Consider the following 22740-nt stretch of genomic DNA (forward strand, 5'->3'; position numbering starts at 1 on the left):
GGTGGCGTCGGCCAAGGTGGTCACGTCTCGCATCGGACTGCTCTCGTTCTCGGTCGTGTTCTTGTTCGGGGTCGTGCTCGGGTCGGCGCGGCGTCAGATCAGTGCGGCGGCCGTGTTGCCGGATCGGATCGCGCCCTCGATGGTCGCGGGCAGGCCGGTGTCGGTCCAGTCCCCGGCCAGCGCCAGGTTCTTCCACGCGGTCGTGGGGCCGGGCCGCAGCGCGTTCTGCTCGGGCGTCGCCGCGAAGGTGGCGCGCCGCTCGCGCACGATCTGCCAGGCCGGAAGCTCCGTCTCCGTGATGCCGATCACGCGGCGCACCTCGTCCCAGATCGTCTGCGCGAGCTTTTCGCGCGGCTCCTTCATGAAACGATCCGCGTTCGAGGTGGTCACCGACACGCGATCCGGGAACACGAAGATCCACTCCGCCGTGCCGCCGATCACGCCCACCAGGGGCGGCGTTCCGGGTGGCGCCACGGTGCGGAAATGCGTGTTGAGGATCGAGCGGAACTCGGTCGGAGCGGTCAGACCGGGCACCAGCGCGGTCGCGGTCCAGGCCGGCACGGCGAGGATCACGGAGTCGTCGGGGCCGAGGGCGATCGTCTCGTCGCCGAAATCGAGCCCCGTGACGCGGTCGCTATCCGTCACGAGGGCACGCAGCTCGTGCGTCATCGACACCGGGACGTCGCGGGCGCGCAGATGGTCGAGCGCCGGCTCGACGAACACGCTCCCGAGCCCGCCGGTGGCGACCAGCGGCCGGCAATGGACGCCGCCCTTCGCCAGCGTCTCGCGCACGATCGTGCGGGCGAGCGCCGCCGAGGCGACCGGCGGCGCCGTGTTGAGCGCCGCGACCATCAGGGGCTCGATCAGCCGCTCGTAGAGCGCGCCCTTGCACGGGATCACCTCGCCGAGCGGCCGCTCGCCGGGGAACAGCACCTTGGCCAACGCGACGTAGTCGCGCCAGCCGGTGCCGGGCACGCGCTTCTGCTCGTCGAAGATCCACCACGGGATGCGGCCGTTATTGATCTGCAGGCGCCATCCGGTCCGGGTGCGCAGATCGAAGAAATCGAACGCCGCCTCGGCCGGCCCGTGCAGGCGATCGGCGGTGCCGAGGGTCGCGGCATAGTCGAGCGCGGCCGCGTTGGCCGACAGGAGCAGGTGGTTGCCGTTGTCGATGTAGAGGCCGGTCGCCGCGTCGTGATAGGAGCGGCAGCGGCCGCCCGCCTGCTTCGACCCCTCGTGCACCGTGACGCGGCGGCCGGTGCCGGCCAGGCGCACCGCCGCGGCGAGGCCGGCGAGGCCGGCCCCGATGATGTGGACGGCGCCCGCCATCAGACGAACCCGTACTGCAGCACGATCAGGAGCAGCGACAGCTTGTTGACCTTCACGGGCTCGCGCGGCTGATCGAAGCCGCGGGCCGAAAGATCGTCCAGGATCGCGCGATAGACCTTGCCCATGATGCGCGGGGCGCGGACCATCCAGCGCGGCGAGCGGTCCATGATCTCGTCGGCCGCCTCGAAGTGCTTTCGGGCCCGCTCGATCAACGCCTGGCCGATCTGCCCGACGCCCGGATGCGCGGCGACGACGCGCGGCTCGGTGGTGTCGATGCCGGCCTCTTGGAGGAGCTCGCGCGGAAGATAGAGGCGGCCGTTCTCGGCGTCCTCGTCGATGTCGCGCAGGATGTTGACGATCTGCAGGGCGCGGCCGAGGTGATGGGCGAGCTGCTCGCCGTCCGGCTCGCCCATGCCGAAGGCCTTGACCGACAGGCGGCCGACGGCACTCGCGACGCGGTCGCAGTAAAGGTCGAAGGTGGCGAGGTCGGGCGCCCTCATGTCGGCGGCCGCATCCATCTCCATGCCTTCGATGATGGCGACGAAGTCCTCCTTGCGCAGGCCGAAATCGGCGATCGCCTGGGCGAGGCCACGGTGCTGCGGCGCCACCCGGCCGGCATAGACGTCGTCGATCTCGCGCCGCCAGCGCTCCAGCGCGGCGATCCGGTCGGCGCGCGGCGCCTCGGAGTCGGCGATGTCGTCGACATAGCGGCAGAACGAGTAGATCTCGAACATGGCGTCGCGGCGGGCCCGCGGCAGCATGCGCATGGCGAAGTAGAACGAGCTGCCGGCGGCGCGGCGCGACGCGACGGGCTCGGTCTCCTCGGGATGAACGGCGAGCTGGGTCATGGCTGGCGTCGCGGGTTCGCGGGATCGGCCGCGGGCGCGGCCGGAGCGGTGGGCGGGCGCCGGAAGCGCCCCAGAATGCCGTTGACGAGGCCGAGGAGGCCGAGCGCGGCGACCTGGGGCTTGGCGAGATGGACGCGCTCGCACAGCGGGTCGCGCACCTTCAGCATCGCGGTCAGCCGCTCGGCGAGCGTCTGGATCACGGCGACCTCGAGGGCGAGGCGGCGGTCGCGGATCAGCGACGAGAACACCCGGCTCTCGGCGAGCAGGCTGTCGGTGCGTCCTGCGAGGTCGGCGATGCAGGCCTTCAGCGCCGGGTTCGCCTGCGCAGCGCCCAGATCCTCCACGGAAGCGCCGTGGGCCGCGAAGATGTCGCCCGGGATGTAGACGCGGTCGAGCGTCCGGTAATCCTTGGCGCAGTCCTGCAGGTGATTGATGATCTGCAGCGCGGCGCACAAGCGGTCGTTGGCGTTCCACGTGGTGCCGCGCTCGCCGTGCACGTCGAGCACGAATCGGCCGACCGGCATGGCCGAGACGCTGCAGTAGTCGATCAGGTCGTCGAAGTCGGTGTAGCGCCGCTTGGTGACGTCGAGCCGGAACGCGGTGAGAAGGTCGCGGGCGTGGCGCGGCGACAGCGCCCGGTCGGCGAGCGCGACCTTGAGCGCGACACCCTCCGGCTCGCTCGCGCCCTTGCCGAGCAGGCTGCTCTCCAGGCGGTCCAGATAGGCGAGCTTGTCGGCCTCGGTCAGGGTGGGGTGATCGGCGATGTCGTCGGCGACGCGGACGAACTCGTAGAAGGCGAGGATCGCCGGCCGGTGGCGCGGATGCACGATCCACGACGCGACCGGGAAGTTCTCGTCGTGCGATCCCTTGCCGGACCGCAGATCGGCGGCCGTGGTCGTCACGGGCGGATCTCGCACGAGATGATCTCACGAGCCGGCGCCGGGCCGGACGGGCGGCGCACGAAGACGGAGTCGGGGGCGACGTTCGGGATCATGACGCGACCGGCAGGCCCTTGTTGATGAATCGATGCTCGTGCGTGGACCGGCGACTGGCCGACGAGCGGGCCGGGTCACTCGGGCCGGATCTCCTGGGGCAGCGCGCGCGAGCGACAGCGCAATATTCGAGTGCTGCGAGGCGTCCGAAGTTCAAAGCATGCAGGGCCTTGCGAGTCAACGCGCGCGCGGGCCGGAACGATTGTTCCGGCTGCGTTTTCGGCGCCGGGGGTGTATCCGGGACACGCTCCGGCGCGGCTTTCGCGGAACCCGGCGCGAACCGAACCCGGCCGTCGCGACACCGTTCCCGGTGGTCCACCACGGCACCCGGCCGGGCGCCGGCCCGGGCGGGCGCCCGGTGGTCAAGCCGGTTGCCCTCGCGGGCCGCGATGATTAAGCCAGGGGCCGAGATCCCGTCGTCGGACGGCAGGAGCCGGCGCCATGCGGGCGCGGGCGGCCGGGGGCCCGACCGACGGGCATCCGGGGAGAGCCGAGTTGTTGGGCAACACCAAGCACGCCGACGTCGCCAGTGCCGACGTCGGATTTCCCGCACGGCTGGACGCCGTCGCGGCCGAGACCGAGACCCTGCTGGAGCGCCTGCTCGGTGCCGCTCCCGAGGCCGGCGAGAAGGCTCGCCCGGACCGGCTGCTCGCCGCGATGCGCTATGCGAGCCTCGCCGGTGGCAAGCGGTTCCGCCCGTTCCTGGCGGTCGAATCCGCGGCCCTGTTCGGCGGCGACCGCTCGCGCGCCTTGATGGTCGGCGCCGCGGTCGAGCTCGTCCACTGCTACTCCCTGGTGCACGACGACCTCCCCGCCATGGACAACGACGACCTGCGCCGCGGTCGGCCGACAACCCACAAGGCGTTCGACGACGCCACTGCCATCCTGGCGGGTGACGCGCTCCAGACGCTCGCCTTCGACGTGCTGGGCCGGCCCGAGACGCATCCGGACGCGGTGGTGCGCATCGATCTCGTCCTGGCGCTCGCCCGGGCGTCGGGCATCGGCGGCATGGTCGGCGGCCAGATGCTCGATCTCGCGGCCGAAGGGCGCTTCAACGGCAACGTGCCCCAGCCGCTCGACCGCGCCGCGACCGAGACGATGGAATCGATGAAGACCGGGGCGCTGCTGCGCTTCTCCTGCGTCGGCGGGGCGATCGTCGCCGGCGCCGACCGGGATGCCCAGGCGGCGCTCGACCGCTACGGCGTCGCCGTCGGCAAGGCCTTCCAGGTCGCCGACGACCTCCTCGACGCGACCGGCGACGCCGCCACGGTGGGCAAGGCGACCGGCAAGGACGCCGGCCTCCACAAGGCGACCCTGGTGCGGATCATGGGCGTCGACGGCGCCCGCAGGGCCCTCGCCGACCTCGTCGCCGAAGCGGAAGCCGCCGTCGCCGCGTTCGGTCCGAAGGCCGACATCCTTCGCGCCGCCGCCCGCTTCGTCGCCGAACGGAGCCACTGAGGCTGGTTTCACCCTCTCTCTGAGGGGCGGCTTTGCAAAATTGGTCATTCCGGGGGGCGCCGAAGGCGCGAACCCGGAATCCAGCGGCAAATTCCACATCCTGGGCTGGATACCGGGTTCGGCGCTGCGCGCCGCCCCGGAATGACCAAATAATACAAAGTTCCCGCTGGGAAGAGGCGAAGGCTTCGGACACGAACAACTCGCCCTCTGGCTCGTCCGCCATTCGGTGTGCGTATGGCGGGCCTGCCGAGGTGCGGCGGGGCCGTGGCGCCGCCCGCGGCCGGCGTTGTTTCGGACAGCCGAACTCGTGTTCCCGTCAGCGGAAATCGCTCGCTGCAGCGCACCGGCCGTCGCCGCCGGCGGAGGTCTCGCTGCGGTGCCGGATTCGCTTGCACCCCGGTCGTTTGAGCGAGGTCAATGTGCATCGGACACGAAACGTTCATGTGAGGGTCGACAAGAAACCCGAGAGGAAGCGCTCGGTCGTCCTGGTGCCTCGCCGGGTGGGGTGCTTTCCATCAATCCTCGCAGGCGACGTGCCATGTCGAGCCTCCTGGACTCCCGCGGCTTCGAGATCGTCGCCCGGCAAGATTTCTCCGACGTCACCTATCTGCTCGAGGTGCGCCATCCCTTGATGGCGAAAGCCGCGCGCGCCGGGCAGTTCGTGATCGTCATGCTCGACGATCACGGCGAGCGCATCCCGCTCACCATCGCCGACTTCGATCGCGAGCGTGGCACCATCACGCTGGTGATCCAGGCGGTCGGCAAGACCACGCGCGAGATGCAAGACGTCTGCCGGGTCGGCACCTTCCTGCACGCGCTCGCCGGCCCGATGGGCGAGCCGAGCCACATCGGCGGCCAGCACCGCGTCGTCTGCGTCGGCGGCGGCCTCGGGGTGGCGCCGATCTTCCCGCAGGCGCGCGCCTACAAGGAGGCCGGTGCCCACGTGACGGCCGTGGTCGGCTTCCGCACCAAGGATCTGGTCTTCTGGGAGGACAAGTTCCGCGCCTGCTGCGACGAGGTGATCGTCTGCACGGACGACGGCTCGGTCGGCATCAAGGGCAACGTCACCGAAGGCCTGCGCCAAGCGATCGCCGCGCATCCCGACGTCGACGAGGTCGTCGCCATCGGCCCGCCCATCATGATGAAGGCCTGCGCCGAGACGACGCGGCCACACAAGATCAAGACGGTCGTCAGCCTCAACCCGATCATGGTCGACGGCACCGGGATGTGCGGCGGCTGCCGGGTGAAGATCGGCGACGGCATCAAGTTCGCCTGTGTCGACGGGCCGGACTTCGACGCACATCAGGTCGATTTCGACGATCTCATGGTTCGCCTCAAACGCTTCGCCGCCACCGAGAAGGCGGCGCTGGCGAAATACGAGGAGAGCTGCCGCATGGGCCGCGAGCCGGCTGCGTGACGGACGGGATGTGACGAACGCCTGCGAGGGTGCGGGAAACGATGGCGAAGCGAAAGACGATTCGGACGATCCCGCGCGAGCGCGCCGAGGTCGGCGAGCAGGATCCGCAGGTGCGGGTGCAGAATTTCTACGAGGTGACGCTGCGCTTCACGCCGGAGCAGGCGGAGCTCGAGGCGAGCCGCTGCATCGAATGCCCGCGGCCGGCCTGCACGCCGGGCTGCCCGGTCGGCGTCGACATCAAGGGCTTCATCGCCAAGATCGCCGCCAACGATCTGCGCGGCGCCTACGACGTGATCACCCAGACCAACCTCCTGCCCGCCGTGTGCGGTCGCGTCTGCCCGCAGGAGAACCAGTGCGAAGGCGCCTGCGTGGTCGGCAATCAGCTCGCTCCGGTCGCCATCGGCCGGCTGGAGCGTTTCGTCGGCGACACCGCGATCGCTCAGGGCTGGAGCAACGTTCCTTATATCGAGCCGAACGGCTTCAAGGTCGGCATCGTCGGCTCCGGACCGGCCGGCATGGCCTGCGCGGCCGACATGGCGAAGGCCGGCTGCGACGTCACCGTGTTCGAGGCGTTCCACCTGCCCGGCGGCGTGCTGCGCTACGGCATTCCGGACTTCCGTCTGCCCAACAGCGTGGTCGACGCCGAGATCCGCAACCTCGAGAAGCTCGGCGTCAAGTTCGTCTGCAACACGCTGGTCGGCCGCCTGTTCACGATCGAGCAGATGATCGAGGAGATGGGCTTCCACGCCGTCTTCGTCGGCACCGGCGCCGGCTATCCGAGCTTCATGGGCATCCCGGGCGACTCGCTCAACGGCGTTCTCTCGGCCAACGAGCTGCTCACCCGCTGCAACATGATGCAGGCGAAGGACGAGGGCTTCGACACGCCGCTTCCGATCGGCGCCAAGGTCGCCGTGATCGGCGCCGGCAACACCGCCATGGACGCCATGCGGGTGTGCAAGCGGCTCGGCGCCGAGGAGGTGCACTGCATCTATCGCCGCAGCCGCAACGAGGCGCCGGCCCGCATCGAGGAGGTCCACCACGCCGAGCAGGAGGGCATCGCGTTCCACTGGCTCACCGCGCCGGTCGCGATCCTCGACGACGGCAAGGGCGGCGTGCGCGGCATGCGTTGCATCAAGATGGAGCTCGGCGAGCCCGACGCTTCCGGCCGCCGCAAGCCCGTGACCGTGAAGGGCAGCGAGTACGAGTTCGCCTGCGACCTCGTGGTCGTGGCGATCGGCACCAATGCCAACCCGATCATCGGCCAGACCTCGAAGATCGCGCTCGACAAGCGCGGCTACATCGCGACCGACGCCGATCTCGCGACCTCGCTGGCCGGCGTCTACGCGGGCGGCGACATCGTCACCGGCGCCGCGACCGTCATCAAGGCGATGGGGGCCGGCCGCACCGCCGCGCGCAGCATGAAGAAGTATCTCGGCCTGCGCGACACCGAGACCGTCTACGCCGACCCGACGCCCCCCGAAGCCGCGCTGTTCGGCTTCGATCCTGCCGAGCACAACTTCGTTCGCGTGAAAGCCGTATGACGCGCCGACCGCCCGGTCGGCGCTCGCGACCACAGAAGACCGACACACCGGCACACCGACAGGCTGCCTTCAAGAACGAAAAAGAGACTGTCATGAGCGAGACGCTGACCTCCGTGCGCGAGGACGTGACGGCCGACGAGCCGGCGCCGCCGCGCCCCGTCGTCGCCGAGCCGACGGTCACAACGCTCGACGAATGCGTCGTCGAGATCATCAGCGACTCGGGCGAGGGGGCGCAGCGCTGCGGCCAGTCGCTCGGCGCCATCGCGGCCCGCATGGGCAACGGCGTGTGGACGGTCGAGATCATTCCGGCCGAGATCCAGCCGCCGGCCCGCAGCGTCGCGGGCGCCAGCGGCAACCGCATCCGGCTCGGATCGAGCCGCATCGCCAACGGCGGCGACGGCGTCGACATCGTCGTCGCCTTCAACGAGCAGGTGCTGCTCGGCCGCGTGCGGGCCGGCGAGCTGAAGCCCGGCTGCACGATCTTCCTCGAGAGCATGTGGCGCACGCACTCCGATCCGCGCATCGCCGCCGCCTATCGCGAGACCTACGAGGAGCTGGTCGATCGCGGCTTCCTGGTGGTCGAGATCCCGTTCGAGGCGCTGTGCAAGCCGGTGGTGCCGGACGCCCGCCGCGGCAAGAACATGTTCGTGCTCGGGCTCTTGTGCAGCCTGTTCAGCTTCGACCTCAAGCTCGCTCGCGAGCAGGTGCGGCTCACCTTCCGCAAGAAGTCCGACACGGTGATCCGGGCGAACCTGACGCTGCTCGAGGCCGGCGCCGCCTGGGCCGAGGACAATCTCGACGTCAAGTACCGCATCCCGGCGCGGCGCGCGACGGTGCCGCAGATCGTCGTCAACGGCAACACGGCGCTGGCGCTCGGCGTGCTCGCCTCGGGCATGGAAATCTGCGCCATGTACCCGATCACGCCGGCGACCTCGGCCTCGCACTACCTGAGCGAGGTGTTCGAGCGGGTCGGCGGCATCGTCCACCAGGCCGAGGACGAGATCGCCGCCTGCACGTTCGCGATCGGCGCGTCTTACGCGGGCAAGTGCGCCGTCACCATCACGTCGGGGCCCGGATACTCGCTCAAGCAGGAGGCGATCGGGCTCGCCGTGATGGCCGAGATCCCGCTCGTCGTCATCAACGTCCAGCGCGGCGGTCCGTCCACGGGCCAGCCGACCAAGGGCGAGCAGGGCGATCTCCTCACCGCCATCTACGGGAGCCACGGCGACGCCCCGAAGGTCGTGATGGCGGCGTCCACCATCGAGGACTGCTTCTACTCGGTGATCACGGCCCGCAAGATCGCCGAGGCCTTCAACATGGTCGTCGTGGTGCTCTCCGACTCCAACCTCGCGACCTCGCAGCAGCCGTTCCCGCGGCCGAAGTTCGACGAGGCGTGGCTCGCCGCACCGATCGACCAGAGCCCGGTGCCGTTCGGCACCAAGCCCTACGACTGGAATCCCGACACCGGCCTGTTCCGGCGCGTCATCCCGGGTCAGCCGAACGGCATGTACACGGTCACGGGCCTCGCCCACGACCGCGACAGCCGGGTCGCCTACGATCCGGTGATCAACCAGGAATCGATCCGCGCCCGCAGCCTCAAGCTGGCCGCCCTGCAGAAGACCTTGAAGCCGCCGCCGGTGTTCGGCGACCGCACCGGCGATCTCCTGATCGTCGGCTGGGGCTCGACCCGCGGTGCGATCGAAGAGGCGGTCACGCGTGCCCGGGCCGAGGGCCTGAAGGTGTCCTCGACCCACCTGCATTTCCTGCAGCCGCTGCAACCCGGCGTGAAGGAGATCATGCAGGGCTTCGACAAGGTTCTGTGCGTCGAGGCCAACTGGTGCGATCGCCCCGAGGACAAGCTGATCGACGAGAACAACCGCCGCTTCTCGGCGCTCGCCATGATGCTGCGCAGCCGGTTCCTGGTCGATGTCGATTGCTGGGGCGAGGTGATGGGCCAGCCGATCAAGCCCGGCACCATCCACGCGCTCATCCGCGCGCGGCTCGCCTGACGGGAGAACGATCATGTCGATGCCGAAGCACGATTGCCTGGTCCGGCTGGTCGAGGACGATCATCCGCTGGAAGATTACCAGAGCGGCGTTCCGCGCTGGTGCTCCGGCTGCGGCGACAACGCCGTGCTGGCCGCCGTCCAGCGTCTCTGCCGCGACGAGAACCTGCGCCCCGAGAAGCTCGCCTTCGTGTCGGGCATCGGCTGCGCCAGCCGCTTCCCGCACTACATGCGGACCTACGGGTTCCACGGCATCCACGGCCGCGCGCTGCCGATCGCCGAGGGCGTCAAGATGGCGCGGCCGGACCTGCACGTCTTCGTCAACACGGGCGACGGCGACTGCTGCTCGATCGGCGCGGCGCACTGGCTGCACGCGATCCGCTACAACATGAACATGACCGTGATGCTGCACGACAACCACGTCTACGGCCTCACCAAGAAGCAGGTCTCGCCGACCTCGCCGAGGGGCCTGAAGAGCAACACCACGCCGCACGGCGCGTATCTGGACGCCATGAACCCGCTGACCGTGACGCTCGGCGTCACCAACGTGTCGTTCGTCGCCCAGGCCGTCGACTGGATTCCGGAGGCCGTCTACGCCGTGATCCGGGCGGCGTTCCACCACAAGGGCTTCTCGTTCGTGCGCATCATCCAGCGCTGCCCCGAGTTCCTGCCCAACATGTGGGACGCTTGGCTGCGCGATCCGGAGAAGACGCTGCTGCTCAAGCACGACGACGGCATCTCCTTCTCGCCGGGCCTGCAGCGCATCTACAAGAACCGCCAGGTGCACGATCCCTCCGACATCCACAGGGCGCGCGAGATCGCCTCCTGCATCGATCCGGTGCCGGTCGGGATCCTGTTCCGCGACGAGAGCGTGCCCTGCTACGAGGACGTGCGCGAGGCCGGCACGCCGCGCTCGCTCGACATGGTCAAGACCGGGCTCGAGGCCGAGCTCGACAAGTTCACGGTGTGGCCCGACGACGAGCCCGCGGCCCGCATCGCCTGATCACTTCGGAGGCCCGCGACGCGCGGGGACGAGACCCATGGACGCCGACGTCAGGACCCAGCTCGCCTTCCACGTGCTCGGACGCAGCACCGTCGGCACCAGGCCCGCCGACAGCGTCGGGCGGCTGCGGCCGGCGCTGCTCGCCGCCTATGCGGATCCGACGCGCCTGCGGCACGACTACCCGCTGGTGCTGGTGCGCGACGCCGCGCCTGCCGACGTGGTGCAGACGCTGACCGGCCTCGTCGACTCAGCCCTCAAGGCGGTCGCGCCGCGCGGTCCGCAGGGCGAGAAGATGCGCCGCCAGGCGCTGCGCATCGAGCGCGAGATCCGCGCCCGCTCGGCGGCCGGCGGGCTGCTGTCGGCGGTGTGGGACGACGTCGTCGCCGCCCTCGCCGCGACCGACCCGAGCTTCGCCGAGACCGGCGCGGCGGTGCGCGCCGCCATTCGGGTGGACGGCGCGCTGCTCGCCTGCACGGCGCAGACGCCGCTGACCATCGTGCGCCATCTGTGGCGGCTCGAGCAGGAGCGAAAGCTCGCCGGGCTCGCCGAGCGGGTGGAGGGCATCATCCTCAAGCTGACCGACATCCTGGCCGCGGACCTCGCCCGCTCCGAGGCCGGGCGGGCGCCGGACGCGCTCGCCGCCGCGGTCGGCCCCGGGTTCTCCGCGCTGTTCGACTTCTCCACCATGTCGGAGCTGCTCGGCTCGGTCTCGGCCTCCGGCCCGGTGTCGAAGCGGCGCCGCCGCCGCATCGAGCAGGCGCTCGCCGTGCTGGAGGCGCAGCCGCTCCTCAGGGCGCTGCGCAGCCGCGACCGCGTCGCCGAGGAGCAGGCGCTCGCCACCCTGGTGGTGACCGACTGCGCGACGGCGCTCGCCGCCTGGGAGGCCCGGCGTCCCGATCTCGTCGCCCTCGTCCGGGCGATCGCCATCGCCGAATTGGAGATCGACGGGCGCTATCGCGAGGAGGAGCACGATCCGTTCTTCGAGGCGTATTCGGAAGCCGCGCTCGGCCCCAGCGACCTCGCGCTCGGCCCCGATCTCCTGGTCTGCGTCGAGGACGCCGGCGCGCTGCGCCGTGCCGAGGTGCTGGAGCTGCTCGCCGCCGGCGTGCCGGCCAAGGTCGTCGTGCTGACCGGCGACGTGATCGGCGATCCGGGCGTCCAGCACGGCGCGCCGACGCTCGCCGGCACGCGGCTCGCCACCATGGCGACCGGGCTCGACGACGTGTTCGTCCTGCAGACCACCGTGGCGGCGCTCGGCCGTTGCGGCGCGCGCCTCGCCCGCGGGCTCGCCTATGCCGGGCCGACGCTGATCTCGATCTATACGGGTGCAGGACGGGACGGGGGCCGCGACGGCGCCGATCCGGTGGCGCCCTATCTGCGCGCCGCCGCGGCGACGCAGGCGCGTGTGTTCCCGAGCTTCACCTACGATCCGTCCGCCGGTCCGGGGCTCGCCGAGCGCTGGGACGTCGCCGACAATCCGCGTCCCGACGCCGACTGGAGCGTCCACCCGTTCCGCTGCGAGGATGCCAAGCAGCAGCGCATCGTCGGCGAGATCGCCTTCACGGCGGCCGACCTGATCGCCGGCGATCCGCGCCACGCGCATCTGTTCGGCCTGGTCGAGAGCGCGCATTGGAACGACGCCATGGTGCCGGTCGATGTGTGGATCGCCGGGCCGCCGCAGCCGGTCGGCGCCGTGCCCTACGTGCCGGTGGTCGACGACCAGAATCGCCTGTGGCGCGCCGTGGCGAGCGAGCCCGTCATCGCGGCGACCCGGCGCGCCCGCGAGGCGTGGCATCGGCTGCAGGAGCTCGGCGACATCCACAACTCATGGGCCGAGCGGCGCGCGCAGGCCGAGCGCCTCGCCCGCGAGCAGGCCGAGCGCGAGGCCGCCGAGGCGGTGGGCGAGGACGTGGCGGCCGCGCCGCCGTCCCCGGCGCCGGTCGGGACCGTGGCGGCGGTATCGGCCGCCAAGGCCGAGCCCAAGGCGGCCGCGAAGGAGGCTGCGACGCCTGCACCGGAGCCGGCGTCGGCGCCGAGCGGCGAAGCTTATATCGAGACACCGCGCTGCACGAGCTGCAACGCCTGCCTGCAGGTGAACACGCGGCTGTTCGTCTACGACGGCAACAAGCAGGCGACGATCGGCGACCTTTCCGCCGGCACCTACCGCCAGCTCGTCGAGGCGGCCGAGAGCTGCCCGGTCGGCATCATCCACCCCGGCGAGCCGCAGAACCCGAGCGAGCCCGACCTCGACGACCTGCGCAAGCGCGCCGCAGCCTTCGGCTGAATTGTTCGCGCTGCCAGAGCCGTTCTCGGTTGTGATGATCCGGCCCCGATGTCCGCTCGTCCCCGCGAAGCCGGGGACCAAGGGGCCGCAGATCGTGGCGCCCCTGGATTCCCGCTTGCGCCGGCACGAGCGGAGTGTGGGCGAATAGCGAGTGACAACCGTCGAGGCCGGTAAGAGCGTATCGCGTTCGCGTCCCGCGGTGACGATCCGTCGCCGGCCGTTTCCTTGACAGCCCCGCGCCCACGCCCCCACACTCGGTCCGGCTTTGTATGACGAGTAAGCGGCGCGCTTCTTGCATTCAGCGAGGCGCCCGCCGTTCCGGCCGGCCGACCCCGCGATCGCCCCGATCCGGATCGGGTCCGGCACGCCAACCGGAGACCTCGACATGCTCGGATCTCGCCCGTCACGCCGATCGTTCGCCGCCCTCGCTCTCGGTGCGGCCGCCGCCCTCGTCGGCCCGGTGGCGCCGGCCGTCGCCCAGGACACGGTCAACGTCCGCTTCTCGTGGAAGATGAAGGGCGAGTACGGCACGTGCTTCCTGGCGCAGGAGAAGGGGCTGTTCAAGGCGGCGGGCCTCGACGTGAAGCTCGGCGAGGGGGCCGGCGCGCAGGCCGCGCTCGGCGCGCTGATCCAGGGCCAGGAGGACATCGTCGTCCTGCCCGGCGTGTTCGCGCTGAGCGCGATCCAGAAGGGGCTGCCGGTCAAGATCGTCGCGCTCTATCATCCGAAGACGCCGGTGACGCTGATCACCTGGCCGGACAAGCCGGCCAAGACGCCGAAGGATCTGGCCGGCATGACGGTCGCCCACTCGGTGGGCGAGACCGGCACCAGCTATCTCGACGCGTTCCTCCGCCTCAACAAGGTCGATCCGGCCGCGGTCAAGCGCACGCTGATGAACGCACAGGCGCGCGTGCCCGCCTTCATCCAGAAGCAGGTGGACGTGGTGAGCGTCTACCAGACCAACGATCTGCCGATCATCCGCGAGCAGCACAAGGGCGTCGACTTCGTCGTGATGGACATGGTCGAGTACGGCCTCGCCGTGCCCGGCATGGCGCTGGTGACGAGCGACCAGCATCTCGCCAAGAAACCCGACGTGCTCAAGCGTTTCCTGAAGGCCTCGGCCGAGGCCGTGACGGCTGCCAAGGCCGATCCGATGGCCGCCGCCCAGGCCATTCGTAAGAATTGGGCCTCGCCGCCCAGCGAGACCGCGGTGCTGGAGCAGGTCAAGGCGACGGTCGGCGCGATTCCGGTGCCGGCCGGCAAGCCGATCGGCTGGATCGAGGAGAAGACGATCACGGACGCGCTCGAGCTGTTGAAGTCCGCCGGCGAGATCGACGCGCCGAAGCCGGCCGCGACCTTCTACACCAACGCGCTGCTGCAGCCCTGAGCACCGCCACGGGACGAGGGGACACAGCGAGGGCATCGGCGTGACGATCCAGCAGCAACGGCGCAAGCGTCATCTCGTGCGCGCCGTCACCGAGACGGCGGCGGCACCCGTGCTGGCTCTGCTCATCCTGGCCGTGTGGGAGATCGGGGCGCCACTCGCCGGGCTGTCCAGCTTCATCCTGCCGACGCCGACCCAGATTCTCGGACGCATCGTGAGGGACCATGAGCTGATCGCCACCCATGCGGGCGTGACGCTGTTCGAGACGGTGGCGGGCTTCGCCATCGCGGCCGTCACGGGAGTCGGCACGGCGCTGATGATCTTCTACTCGCGGCTGTTCGAGCGGGCCATCTATCCGCTCCTCGTCGCGTTGCAGACCATCCCCAAGGTGGCGTTGGCGCTGCTGCTCGTTCTCTATCTCGGGTACGGTTACGCGCCGAAGCTGTTCCTGTCGTTCCTGCTCGCCTTTTTCCCGGTCGTGATCGCCACCGTGGTGGGGCTCAACAGCCTCGACAAGACGATGGTGAGCCTGGTCCGCTCGATGGGCGCCAACGAGTGGCAGACCTTCGTCAAGGTGCGGCTGCCGGCGGCGCTCCCGAGCCTGTTCGGCGGCCTCAAGGTCGGCATCAGCCTGTCGGTGATCGGGGCCGTGATCGGCGAGTACGTCGCCGCCGAGAAGGGGCTCGGCTACCTGCAGCTCCAGGCGAGCTCGCAGTTCGACACGACGCTGAGCTTCGCCGCCATGATCGTCATCGCGGCGCTCGGCGTCGTCACCTTCTGGAGCCTCGAGGCGCTGGAGAAGCGGGCCGTGTTCCAGCGCGAGGCGGCCCGATGAAGGATCCGACGCCCGCCACCACCCGCCTGCACGGCGTGTCGGTCGCCATCGAGAACGTCACCAAGACCTACGAGCTGCGCGACGGCAGCGACCTCCTGGCCCTCGACCGGGTCGGTCTGTCGATCGCGCCGGGCGCGTTCGTCGCCATCGTCGGCCCGTCCGGCTGCGGCAAGAGCACGCTCTTGTCGCTGGTCGCCGGCCTCGCCCGCTGCTCGACCGGCCGGATCCTGATCGACGGCGAGGAGGTGAAAAGGCCGCACGCGAAAGTCGGCGTCGTGTTCCAGACCGACCTCCTGCTCTACTGGCGCACCGTGATGGACAACATCCTGCTGCCCGTCGAGATCAAGGGCTGGCGCAAGCAGGACTACCGGCCGAAGGCCGAACGATTGCTCGAGCAGGTCGGGCTCGGTGGATTCGCCGAGAAGTATCCGAGCGAGCTGTCGGGCGGCATGCGCCAGCGCACCGCGATCTGTCGCGCGCTCGTCCAGGAGCCCGGGCTCCTCCTGATGGACGAGCCGTTCGGCGCGCTCGACGCGCTCACCCGCGAGCAGATGATCACCGACCTGCAGGCGATGTGGCTGTCGGTCGGCAGCACGGTGCTATTCATCACCCACTCGATCGAGGAGGCCGTGTTTCTCGCCGACCGCGTGCTGGTGATGTCGCCGCGGCCCGGCCGCGTCGACCTCGACCTCACCGTGGCGATCGAGCGGCCGCGGAGCTGGCGCAGCCGCACCGATCCGGTCTTCATCGACCACATGTCGCGAATCCGCGGCATCTTCGAGGCCCGCGGCGTGCTGACGACGGGGTAGACGCTGTGACCGGCTCCGTCACCCTGGGGTGCCCGGCGCAGCCGGGCCACGGCAAGTCGGCTTGCCCTCGTCACAAGCCGATCTCGGGCAAGCCCGAGATCGGGTGGGCGACGGCTCGTGTACGGGGTCGCATCCTTCGAGGCTCGCTGCGCGAGCACCTCAGGATGACGGGGCCCAGTCCGGAGCTCGAATTCCATCCCACGCATCACGCTACTCCACACCGACCCCCATCGAGAGACCTCCCATGAAGGCCGATCTGGTCATCAAGAACGCCCGCGTCGTCGATCACGACGGCGAGTTCTTCGGCGGCGTCGCTGTGACGAGCGGACGCATCGTCCTCACCGGCACGAACGACGCGTTGCCCGATGCCACGCGCACCATCGACGCCGAGGGCCGCGTGCTGATGCCGGGCGTGATCGACCCGCACTGCCATCTCGGCGTCAACTACCCCTATGACGAGGACATGCGCTCGGAGACGGCGGCCGCGGCGAGCGGCGGCGTCACCACGGTGCTCCTCTACATCCGCAACAAGAGCGGCCCCTACGTGCCGTTCTACAAGGAGCGCCGCGCCGTCGGCGAGGCCAACAGCCTGATCGACTTCGGCTTCCATTTCGGCATCCAGCGCGAGGAGCACATCCACGAAATCCCCGACATCGTGCGCGAGACCGGAGTGCGCTCGTTCAAGTGCTATTTCGGCTACGAGCCCGACAATCCGATCGGCATCGTCCCGGCGACCGACGGCTGGGTCTACGCCACCATGCGGCATCTCAAGCAGATCCCCGGCGGCGTGATCAGCGTCCATTGCGAGAACACCGGCATCGCCTCCTGGCTGAAGGACGAGATGAAGGCGACGGGCCGCCAGGATCTCGGCGTCTACAGCGAGTCGCGGCCGGCCTTCTGCGAGGAGGAGACCATCAAGCGGATGATCTTCCTGGCCGAGCGCACGGGTTGTCCGTTGCATCTCGTCCACACCTCGGTGGGGCAGGGGCCGGTGCTGGCGGCGGAGGCGCGCGGCCGCGGCATCGACGTGACGGTGGAGACCTGTCCGCATTATCTCACCCGCACCTGCTACGATCCCGACCTCGACATGAAGGCGAAAATCTCGCCGCCGCTGCGCGACCGCACCGAGCTGGAGGGCCTCTGGCGCGGCGTGCTCGACGGCTCGGTCTACAGCCTCGGCACCGATCACGTGCCCTTCGTGCCGAAGAAGGGTGAGGACATCTGGAAGGAGGTGCCGGGTGTCGTCAGCTTCCCGTGGGAGCTGTCGCTGCTCCTGCATTTCGGCGTGCGTCAGCGCGGCCTGTCGCTGTCGCGGCTCGTGCAGCTCAACGCGTATCATCCGGCCCGCCGTTTCGGCCTGTGGCCGAAGAAGGGCTCGTTGCAGGCGGGCGCCGACGCCGACCTCGTGCTGGTCGACCTCGACGAGGAGCGCACCGTGCACCACACCGGGCACGGCCACTGCATCTACGAGGGCTGGACGCTCAAGGGCTGGCCGGTGCTCACCGTTTCGCGCGGCGACGTGGTCCACGAGAACGGCGCGGTCGTGGAACGCCATGGCCGCGGCCGTTGCGTCATTCGTCCGGACTGAGATGATCACGACGCAGCTTCGGGAGAGATGGGACGACACGGGCCGGGCGACGGGCCCGCCGGTGCCCGAGCGCCTGCTCGCGCCGGTGCGCGCCGCCGCCACGCGCGCGCTCGCCGAAAGGCCGTGGCCGGAGCTTCTGTCCGGCGTCCACAACCCGTTCGGTCGCCACGCCTGCGTCGCCGCCGCCTGGAGCTTTCTCGACGTCGGCGAGAGCGCCGCCGTCGTCGACGCGGTCGAGGCGGTGCTCGGTCCCGACCTCGTGCTGTGGGACAGCGAGATTCTCTCCGACGCTGCCGCGCTTGATGTGGACGAGGCGGCGTGGTGGCCCGTCGCGCCGCTCGCCGGCGCGCTGGTGCTGATCAGTCTCGTCGACGGCATGATGCGGCTCGTCGACATCACGCGGCTCGCGAGCGCGGTTCGCGCGGCGCAGCCCCCGCCCGGGCCGCTCTACGTGCTTCGATTCATGCCGGCGACATCGCGCTACGTTCGCGACCCGCGGGCGCCGCAGAACCGCTGCGGCGCCGAGCGGCGCGTGCTGGTCAACCTCGCGACCCGGCCGCTGTGGCTGGTGCGCGGCCGGGATCACGCCGGCAACGATTTCGCCACCGGCTTTTCGCTGCCCGCCGCGCAGTGGGCCGGCGCATCCTCGCTCGCCACACCATCGAAACCCTGAGCCAAGAGCCGGCATCCCGGCCGAGGAGCCCAAGAATGTCGCTGGACGCCATCGAGATCGAGAGCGCCGCGCTGCTCGTCATCGACATGCAGAACGGCTTTCTGCACGAGAAGGGCACGCTCGGCGTCTCCGGCGTCGATGTCGGCCGACTGAAGAGCATCGTCGGGCCGACCAGGGCGCTGGTGGAAAAATTTCAGGACGCCGGCGTGCCGGTGATCTGGACCGTGCAGGAGCATTTCGCGGTCGATGCGAGCCGGGCGCGAAAGAAGCTCGCGGCCCACACGGCGCGGCGCAAGCAGGTGTCGTGCCTGGCCGGAAGCTGGGACGCCGCGATCGTCGACGAGCTGAAGGATCTCGCCGCGAAGCATCCGACCTTCGTGCTGCGCAAGCACCGCTTCGGCGCCTTTCACGAGACGCGGCTGGAGATCCTTCTGCGCCAGCTCGGCGTGACGACGCTGTTCGTCACCGGCACGACGACGAACGCCTGCGTCGAGACCTCGATCCGCGAGGCCTATCTGCGCGACTACGACGTGGTCGCGGTGACGGACTGCATCTCGGGCGTCGACGCCGTCTGGGAGGAGACGGCCCAGAAGGTGTGGGCGCAGTATTTCTGCGTGCTCGCCGGCGCGGGCGAGGTGAGCGCCTGGATCGACGCCAAGCTGGCGCCGCGGATCGTGTCGTTCGCCCACCTGCTGCTGCAGGTCGCCGACATCGAGGCGTCGCGACGCTTCTATGCGGACCTCGTCGGCTTCACGCCGCGCGTGGCGAAGCCGTTGCCGGACGGGCGGGCCTTCGTGCCCTTCGTGCAGGGGCTGGCGCTCACGTCGGGGGGCGTCGGCGCCCGCCAGATCGACCACATGGCGTTCCAGGTGAAGGACGTGCGCGCCCTCGCGGCGCGCCTCGAGGCGGCCGGCGTGAAATTCGTCCAGCCGCTGCACGACGGCATCTACGGGCTGACCATCTACGTCGCCGACCCGGACGGCACCAAGGTCGAGCTCTTCGAGCCGGGGGTGACGCTGTAGCACCCGCGCTCACCGCTCGTTCGAGCCTCGTGTCCCGGGCGCGGCGCATCGCGCCGTGACCCGGGGCCTAGGAGCGGCGGGCGAGGTGTCGCCGAGGCTCTGCCGCGTCGCCCCTGGATCCCGGCTTTCGCCGGGACACGAGGCCGATGTGACGTTCGCCTCAGCTCGTCTCCTCGACGAACACCTTGTCCCGGCCGGAGCGGATCGCGGGGAGGAGCAGGATCAGCACCACGATCACGGTGAGGATCAGGAAGGCGAGGCTGATCGGGCGCTCGACGAACACGGCCGGGCTGCCGTGCGAGATGAGGAGGGCGCGACGCAGGTTCTCCTCGATCAGCGGCCCGAGGATGAAGCCGAGCAGCAGCGGCGCCGGCTCGCATTGCAGCCGCTGCAGCACGTAGCCGACGAGGCCGAACACGCTCGCGATGATCACGTCGAGCGCATCGTTGCGGATCGAGTAGACGCCGATGCAGCAGATCAACAGGATCGAGGGGTAGAGCAGGCGGTACGGCACGGTGAGGAGCCGCGCCCACACGCCGACCAGCGGCAGGTTGAGGACGACGAGCAGCAGGTTGCCGATCCACATCGAGGCGACCAGCCCCCAGAACAGGCTCGGCTTCTCGGCGATGAGCTGCGGCCCGGCATAGAGGCCGTGCATCATCAGGGCGCCGACCATCAGGGCCATCACCGGGCTCGCCGGCAGGCCGAGCGTGAGGAGCGGGATGAACGCGGTCTGCGAGGCGGAGTTGTTGGCGGCCTCCGGGGCGGCGACGCCCTCGATGGCGCCGCGCCCGAAGCGGTCCGGCTCGCGGGCGATGCGCTTCTCCAAGGCATAGGCCGAGAAGGAGGCGAGCACCGGCCCGCCGCCCGGCAGGATGCCCAGCGCGGCGCCGAGGAACGTGCCGCGCAGCGCCGGCTTGACGATCGTCTTCAAGTCTTGCGGTGCCGGCCACAGACCCTTGTAGTCCTTCACGTACTCGCGCGCCTCCGCGCCGCGGCCGAGATTCGCGATGGTCTCGCCGATGCCGAAGATGCCCATCGCGATGACGGCGAAGTCGATGCCGTCGCCGAACTGCGGCACCCCGAAGGTGAAGCGCGGCAGGCTCGAGTTCACGTCGATGCCCATGGTGCCGAGCAGGATGCCGACGAGAATCATGCCGATCGCCTTGACGACCGAGCCATGTGCCAGGATCACGGCGGCGACGAGGCCGAACACCATCAGCGAGAAGTAGTCGGCCGGGCCGAAGTCGAGCGCGAACTCGGCCAGCGCCGGCGCCGCGAAGGCGATGATGAAGGTCGCGATCGTGCCGGCCATGAAGGACGACAGCGCCGCGGTCGCGAGGGCGAGGCCGGCCTTGCCCTGACGGGCCATCTGATAACCATCGAGCGTCGTGACGACCGAGGACGATTCGCCCGGCAGGTTGACCAGGATGGCCGTGGTCGAGCCGCCATAGGCGGCGCCGTAATAGATCCCGGCCAGCATGATGATGGCCGACTGCGGCTGCAGCGTGAAGGTGACGGGCAGCAGGATCGAGATGGTGGCGACCGGGCCGAGCCCGGGCAGCACGCCGATCGCGGTGCCGAGCAGCACGCCCAGGAACGCGTAGACGAGGTTGACGGGATCGAGCGCGACCGAGAAGCCCAGCGCGAGATTGCTCAGGATGTCCATGGCGGGCTCACCACTTCGGGAACGGATGGAGCGGCAGGCTGAGACCGAGCCAGAACAACAGGGCGATGAAGGCGACGAGCCCGGCGGCGAGCAGGGCGACCTCGACCGGACGGAAGTCGCGGTCGGCGAGCCGTGCCAGCACCACGACGAGGATGCCGCAGATCACGAAGCCGGCCTTCTCGACCAAGAGCCCGAACAGCGCGGTGCCGAGCAGCACGAAGACGAGCGGCCGTAAGGCGATCCCTTCGATGGGCTCGCCCGGCGTGACGAGCGCGCGGCCGAGCAGGATCAGGCCGAGCAGGACGAGCCCGGAGGCGACCAGCAGCGGATAGTAGCCGGGGCCGATGCGCGCCGGCGTGCCGATCGGATAGGTCCAGCCGTACACGATGGCGAACACACCGAGCGAGACGAACAAGAGGCCGGTGACGAGATCGGTCGTGAGACGCAGGCGCACGGGCACCTCCCTGTGTCGCTCGATTTGCGGAACGATCGCGGCGTTCCAGCGTGGGGCTTCCCCCCACCCCCGACCCCTCCGCGCCACTCGCTTCGCGAGCGGGAAGAGGGGAGTCGATGCGCCTCGCACGTCACGGCGCCTGCAAGTCAGGGCGCCTGCAAGTCGCGGCGCCTCGTAGGTGATCGGTCGGGCCGGGGCGCCTGTGCTCCCCTCCTCCCATTCGCTCTTGCGAATGGCGGGGAGGGGTCGGGGGGTGGGGGGAAGGTCTTGCACCGAACTCGCGATCGAAGACCCGAACTGATCAGCCCTGTCACGACGTTCGGTACATTGCCGGTCGGAGTCCGGCCGGCGATCACGACGTGATCAGGTCGACTCGATCAATCCGGCTTGGCGCCGGACTCTGCGATCACCTTGGCCCAGCGCGCTGTGTCCTTCTCGATGAAGGCCTTGAACGCCTCGGGCGACTCGCTCGCTACCGCGGTGACGCCGCCCTCCTGCATGCGCTGCTTGACGGTCGGATCCTGGGTCGCCTTGACGATCGCCTGGAACAGCTTGTCGACGATCGGCTTGGGCGTGCCGGCCGGCACCAGGAAGCCCTGCCACGAGGTGGCGACGATGTCCGGGTAGCCGAGCTCGACGACGGTCGGCACGTCGGGCAACACCGGGCTGCGCTTGGCGTCGGTGATGGCCAGCACCTTGATGCGCCCGGACTTGATGTGCGGCATCGCCGAGGGCAGCGTCACCGACATCACCTCGACATGGCCACCCAGAATGTCGGCGACGGCCGGGCCGGCGCCGCCCTTGTAGGGAACGTGATTCATGTCGAGGCCGGCGGCCTTGCGAAACTGCTCCATCTCCAGCCGGTCGACGCTGCCGCTGCCCGGCGAGGCGAAGTTCACCTTGCCGGGACGCGCCTTGGCGTAGTCGATCAGCTCCTTCATGGTGTTCGGCGGGAACTTCGGGTTGGCGATGAAGACGCTCGGCGTCTCGGAGGCGACCGATACCGGGATGAAGGCCTTGTCGGGCTTCATCGTCATGTCGGTGAACAGCGTCGGGTTGATCGACACGGTGCCGACATTGCCGAAGAACACCGTGTAGCCGTCCGGCGCGCCGCGCGCTGCGACGTCCATGCCGACATTGCCGGCGGCGCCGGCGCGGTTCTCGATCACGATCTGCTGGCCGAGCGCCTGCGACATCGGCGCCTGCAGCAGCCGCATCGCGAAGTCCGACGCGCCGCCGGGCGCGAACGGCACGATCACGCGGATCGGCTGGCTCGGATACTTGGCCGGATCCTCGGCGGCGCGGGCGCCGATGACGGGAGCGAGCGCGACCGTGCAGGTGGTCGCGAGCAGAAGCCCGAAGGCCTTTCGACGGTTCATCATGGTCGTCCTCCGTGTGGCCCTCTGACGGAGCCTCTCGTCTTCTGTC

Annotated in this window: 18 protein-coding genes; 12 read left to right on the forward strand and 6 right to left on the reverse strand. The window is 69.9% G+C overall.

The genetic code is table 11. The features are described 5' to 3' along the window. Window positions 1-93: 93 nt before the first annotated feature. Genes hpnE through hpnC form a run of 3 tightly spaced genes read right to left on the reverse strand, consistent with a single transcriptional unit; the run spans window position 94 to window position 3079 of the window. Window positions 94-1329: a hydroxysqualene dehydroxylase HpnE gene (hpnE, locus tag ACFSOX_RS10105; RefSeq protein ID WP_378477683.1), complete on the reverse strand. Its 1236-nt coding sequence runs from the start codon at window positions 1327-1329 to the stop codon at window positions 94-96. Further along, window positions 1329-2177 (reverse strand): presqualene diphosphate synthase HpnD, encoded by an 849-nt coding sequence (gene hpnD, locus ACFSOX_RS10110; protein WP_378477684.1) that lies wholly within the window; start codon window positions 2175-2177, stop codon window positions 1329-1331. Before hpnD ends, hpnE begins: the two co-directional genes overlap by 1 nt. Beyond that, window positions 2174-3079: a squalene synthase HpnC gene (hpnC, locus tag ACFSOX_RS10115; protein WP_378477685.1), complete on the reverse strand. Its 906-nt coding sequence runs from the start codon at window positions 3077-3079 to the stop codon at window positions 2174-2176. The genes hpnD and hpnC overlap by 4 nt, the downstream gene beginning before the upstream one ends. 585 nt (window positions 3080-3664) lie before the next feature. On the opposite strand from hpnC, the gene ACFSOX_RS10120 reads away from it, so the two are divergent. The 12 genes from ACFSOX_RS10120 (at window position 3665) to ACFSOX_RS10175 (ending at window position 19189) form a co-directional block, all read left to right on the forward strand. Next, window positions 3665-4627, forward strand: a complete 963-nt coding sequence (locus ACFSOX_RS10120; RefSeq protein WP_378477686.1) for a polyprenyl synthetase family protein — start codon at window positions 3665-3667, stop codon at window positions 4625-4627. Between the two features lie 538 nt (window positions 4628-5165). Continuing rightward, window positions 5166-6044, forward strand: a complete 879-nt coding sequence (locus ACFSOX_RS10125) for a sulfide/dihydroorotate dehydrogenase-like FAD/NAD-binding protein (RefSeq protein WP_378477687.1) — start codon at window positions 5166-5168, stop codon at window positions 6042-6044. Between the two features lie 41 nt (window positions 6045-6085). Beyond that, window positions 6086-7585, forward strand: coding sequence for an NADPH-dependent glutamate synthase (gltA, locus tag ACFSOX_RS10130; protein WP_378477688.1), 1500 nt, complete (start codon window positions 6086-6088; stop codon window positions 7583-7585). Window positions 7586-7677: 92 nt separating this feature from the next. Next, a complete protein-coding gene (locus tag ACFSOX_RS10135; RefSeq protein WP_378477689.1) occupies window positions 7678-9594 on the forward strand; it encodes a 2-oxoacid:acceptor oxidoreductase subunit alpha in 1917 nt (638 codons plus the stop codon). A 13-nt stretch (window positions 9595-9607) separates the two neighbouring features. Then, complete coding sequence (locus ACFSOX_RS10140; protein WP_378477690.1) at window positions 9608-10594, forward strand: thiamine pyrophosphate-dependent enzyme; 987 nt, start codon at window positions 9608-9610, stop codon at window positions 10592-10594. A 37-nt stretch (window positions 10595-10631) separates the two neighbouring features. Then, a complete protein-coding gene (locus tag ACFSOX_RS10145) occupies window positions 10632-12878 on the forward strand; it encodes a ferredoxin (RefSeq protein WP_378477691.1) in 2247 nt (748 codons plus the stop codon). 385 nt (window positions 12879-13263) lie between these two features. After that, entirely contained in the window at window positions 13264-14265 is a 1002-nt protein-coding gene (locus ACFSOX_RS10150; RefSeq protein ID WP_378477692.1) for an ABC transporter substrate-binding protein, read from the forward strand. A 40-nt stretch (window positions 14266-14305) separates the two neighbouring features. After that, complete coding sequence (locus tag ACFSOX_RS10155) at window positions 14306-15097, forward strand: ABC transporter permease (protein ID WP_378477693.1); 792 nt, start codon at window positions 14306-14308, stop codon at window positions 15095-15097. Then, window positions 15094-15906 carry an ABC transporter ATP-binding protein gene (locus ACFSOX_RS10160; protein ID WP_378477694.1) on the forward strand — a complete coding sequence of 271 codons (813 nt, stop codon included), beginning with the start codon at window positions 15094-15096 and terminating at the stop codon, window positions 15904-15906. Before ACFSOX_RS10155 ends, ACFSOX_RS10160 begins: the two co-directional genes overlap by 4 nt. 244 nt (window positions 15907-16150) lie before the next feature. Continuing rightward, window positions 16151-17494 (forward strand): dihydroorotase, encoded by a 1344-nt coding sequence (locus ACFSOX_RS10165; RefSeq protein ID WP_378477695.1) that lies wholly within the window; start codon window positions 16151-16153, stop codon window positions 17492-17494. 61 nt (window positions 17495-17555) lie between these two features. Next, window positions 17556-18167, forward strand: a complete 612-nt coding sequence (locus ACFSOX_RS10170; protein ID WP_378477696.1) for a resolvase — start codon at window positions 17556-17558, stop codon at window positions 18165-18167. A gap of 35 nt (window positions 18168-18202) precedes the next feature. Beyond that, window positions 18203-19189 carry an isochorismatase family protein gene (locus ACFSOX_RS10175; protein ID WP_378477697.1) on the forward strand — a complete coding sequence of 329 codons (987 nt, stop codon included), beginning with the start codon at window positions 18203-18205 and terminating at the stop codon, window positions 19187-19189. A 160-nt stretch (window positions 19190-19349) separates the two neighbouring features. On the opposite strand, the gene ACFSOX_RS10180 is transcribed toward ACFSOX_RS10175, so the two are convergent. From ACFSOX_RS10180 to ACFSOX_RS10190, 3 genes are all read right to left on the reverse strand, one after another. Then, window positions 19350-20858 (reverse strand): tripartite tricarboxylate transporter permease, encoded by a 1509-nt coding sequence (locus tag ACFSOX_RS10180; protein WP_378477698.1) that lies wholly within the window; start codon window positions 20856-20858, stop codon window positions 19350-19352. A 7-nt stretch (window positions 20859-20865) separates the two neighbouring features. Further along, window positions 20866-21312 (reverse strand): tripartite tricarboxylate transporter TctB family protein, encoded by a 447-nt coding sequence (locus ACFSOX_RS10185; protein ID WP_378477699.1) that lies wholly within the window; start codon window positions 21310-21312, stop codon window positions 20866-20868. 377 nt (window positions 21313-21689) lie between these two features. Next, window positions 21690-22694: a Bug family tripartite tricarboxylate transporter substrate binding protein gene (locus ACFSOX_RS10190; protein WP_378477700.1), complete on the reverse strand. Its 1005-nt coding sequence runs from the start codon at window positions 22692-22694 to the stop codon at window positions 21690-21692. Window positions 22695-22740: the final 46 nt, after the last annotated feature.

The sequence above is a fragment of the Rhodoplanes azumiensis genome (assembly GCF_042682915.1).
GTDB lineage: Bacteria > Pseudomonadota > Alphaproteobacteria > Rhizobiales > Xanthobacteraceae > Rhodoplanes > Rhodoplanes azumiensis.

Excerpts from the sequence above, each read along its gene's own strand:
- ACFSOX_RS10125 (WP_378477687.1), top strand. The coding sequence starts at position 5,166 with ATGTCGAGCCTCCTGGACTCCCGCGGCTTCGAGATCGTCGCCCGGCAA.
- ACFSOX_RS10145 (WP_378477691.1), top strand. The coding sequence starts at position 10,632 with ATGGACGCCGACGTCAGGACCCAGCTCGCCTTCCACGTGCTCGGACGC.
- ACFSOX_RS10165 (WP_378477695.1), top strand. The coding sequence starts at position 16,151 with ATGAAGGCCGATCTGGTCATCAAGAACGCCCGCGTCGTCGATCACGAC.
- ACFSOX_RS10135 (WP_378477689.1), top strand. The coding sequence starts at position 7,678 with ATGAGCGAGACGCTGACCTCCGTGCGCGAGGACGTGACGGCCGACGAG.
- ACFSOX_RS10190 (WP_378477700.1), bottom strand. The coding sequence starts at position 22,694 with ATGATGAACCGTCGAAAGGCCTTCGGGCTTCTGCTCGCGACCACCTGC.
- hpnD (WP_378477684.1), bottom strand. The coding sequence starts at position 2,177 with ATGACCCAGCTCGCCGTTCATCCCGAGGAGACCGAGCCCGTCGCGTCG.
- ACFSOX_RS10180 (WP_378477698.1), bottom strand. The coding sequence starts at position 20,858 with ATGGACATCCTGAGCAATCTCGCGCTGGGCTTCTCGGTCGCGCTCGAT.
- ACFSOX_RS10140 (WP_378477690.1), top strand. The coding sequence starts at position 9,608 with ATGTCGATGCCGAAGCACGATTGCCTGGTCCGGCTGGTCGAGGACGAT.
- ACFSOX_RS10160 (WP_378477694.1), top strand. The coding sequence starts at position 15,094 with ATGAAGGATCCGACGCCCGCCACCACCCGCCTGCACGGCGTGTCGGTC.
- ACFSOX_RS10150 (WP_378477692.1), top strand. The coding sequence starts at position 13,264 with ATGCTCGGATCTCGCCCGTCACGCCGATCGTTCGCCGCCCTCGCTCTC.
- ACFSOX_RS10175 (WP_378477697.1), top strand. The coding sequence starts at position 18,203 with ATGTCGCTGGACGCCATCGAGATCGAGAGCGCCGCGCTGCTCGTCATC.
- hpnE (WP_378477683.1), bottom strand. The coding sequence starts at position 1,329 with ATGGCGGGCGCCGTCCACATCATCGGGGCCGGCCTCGCCGGCCTCGCC.
- gltA (WP_378477688.1), top strand. The coding sequence starts at position 6,086 with ATGGCGAAGCGAAAGACGATTCGGACGATCCCGCGCGAGCGCGCCGAG.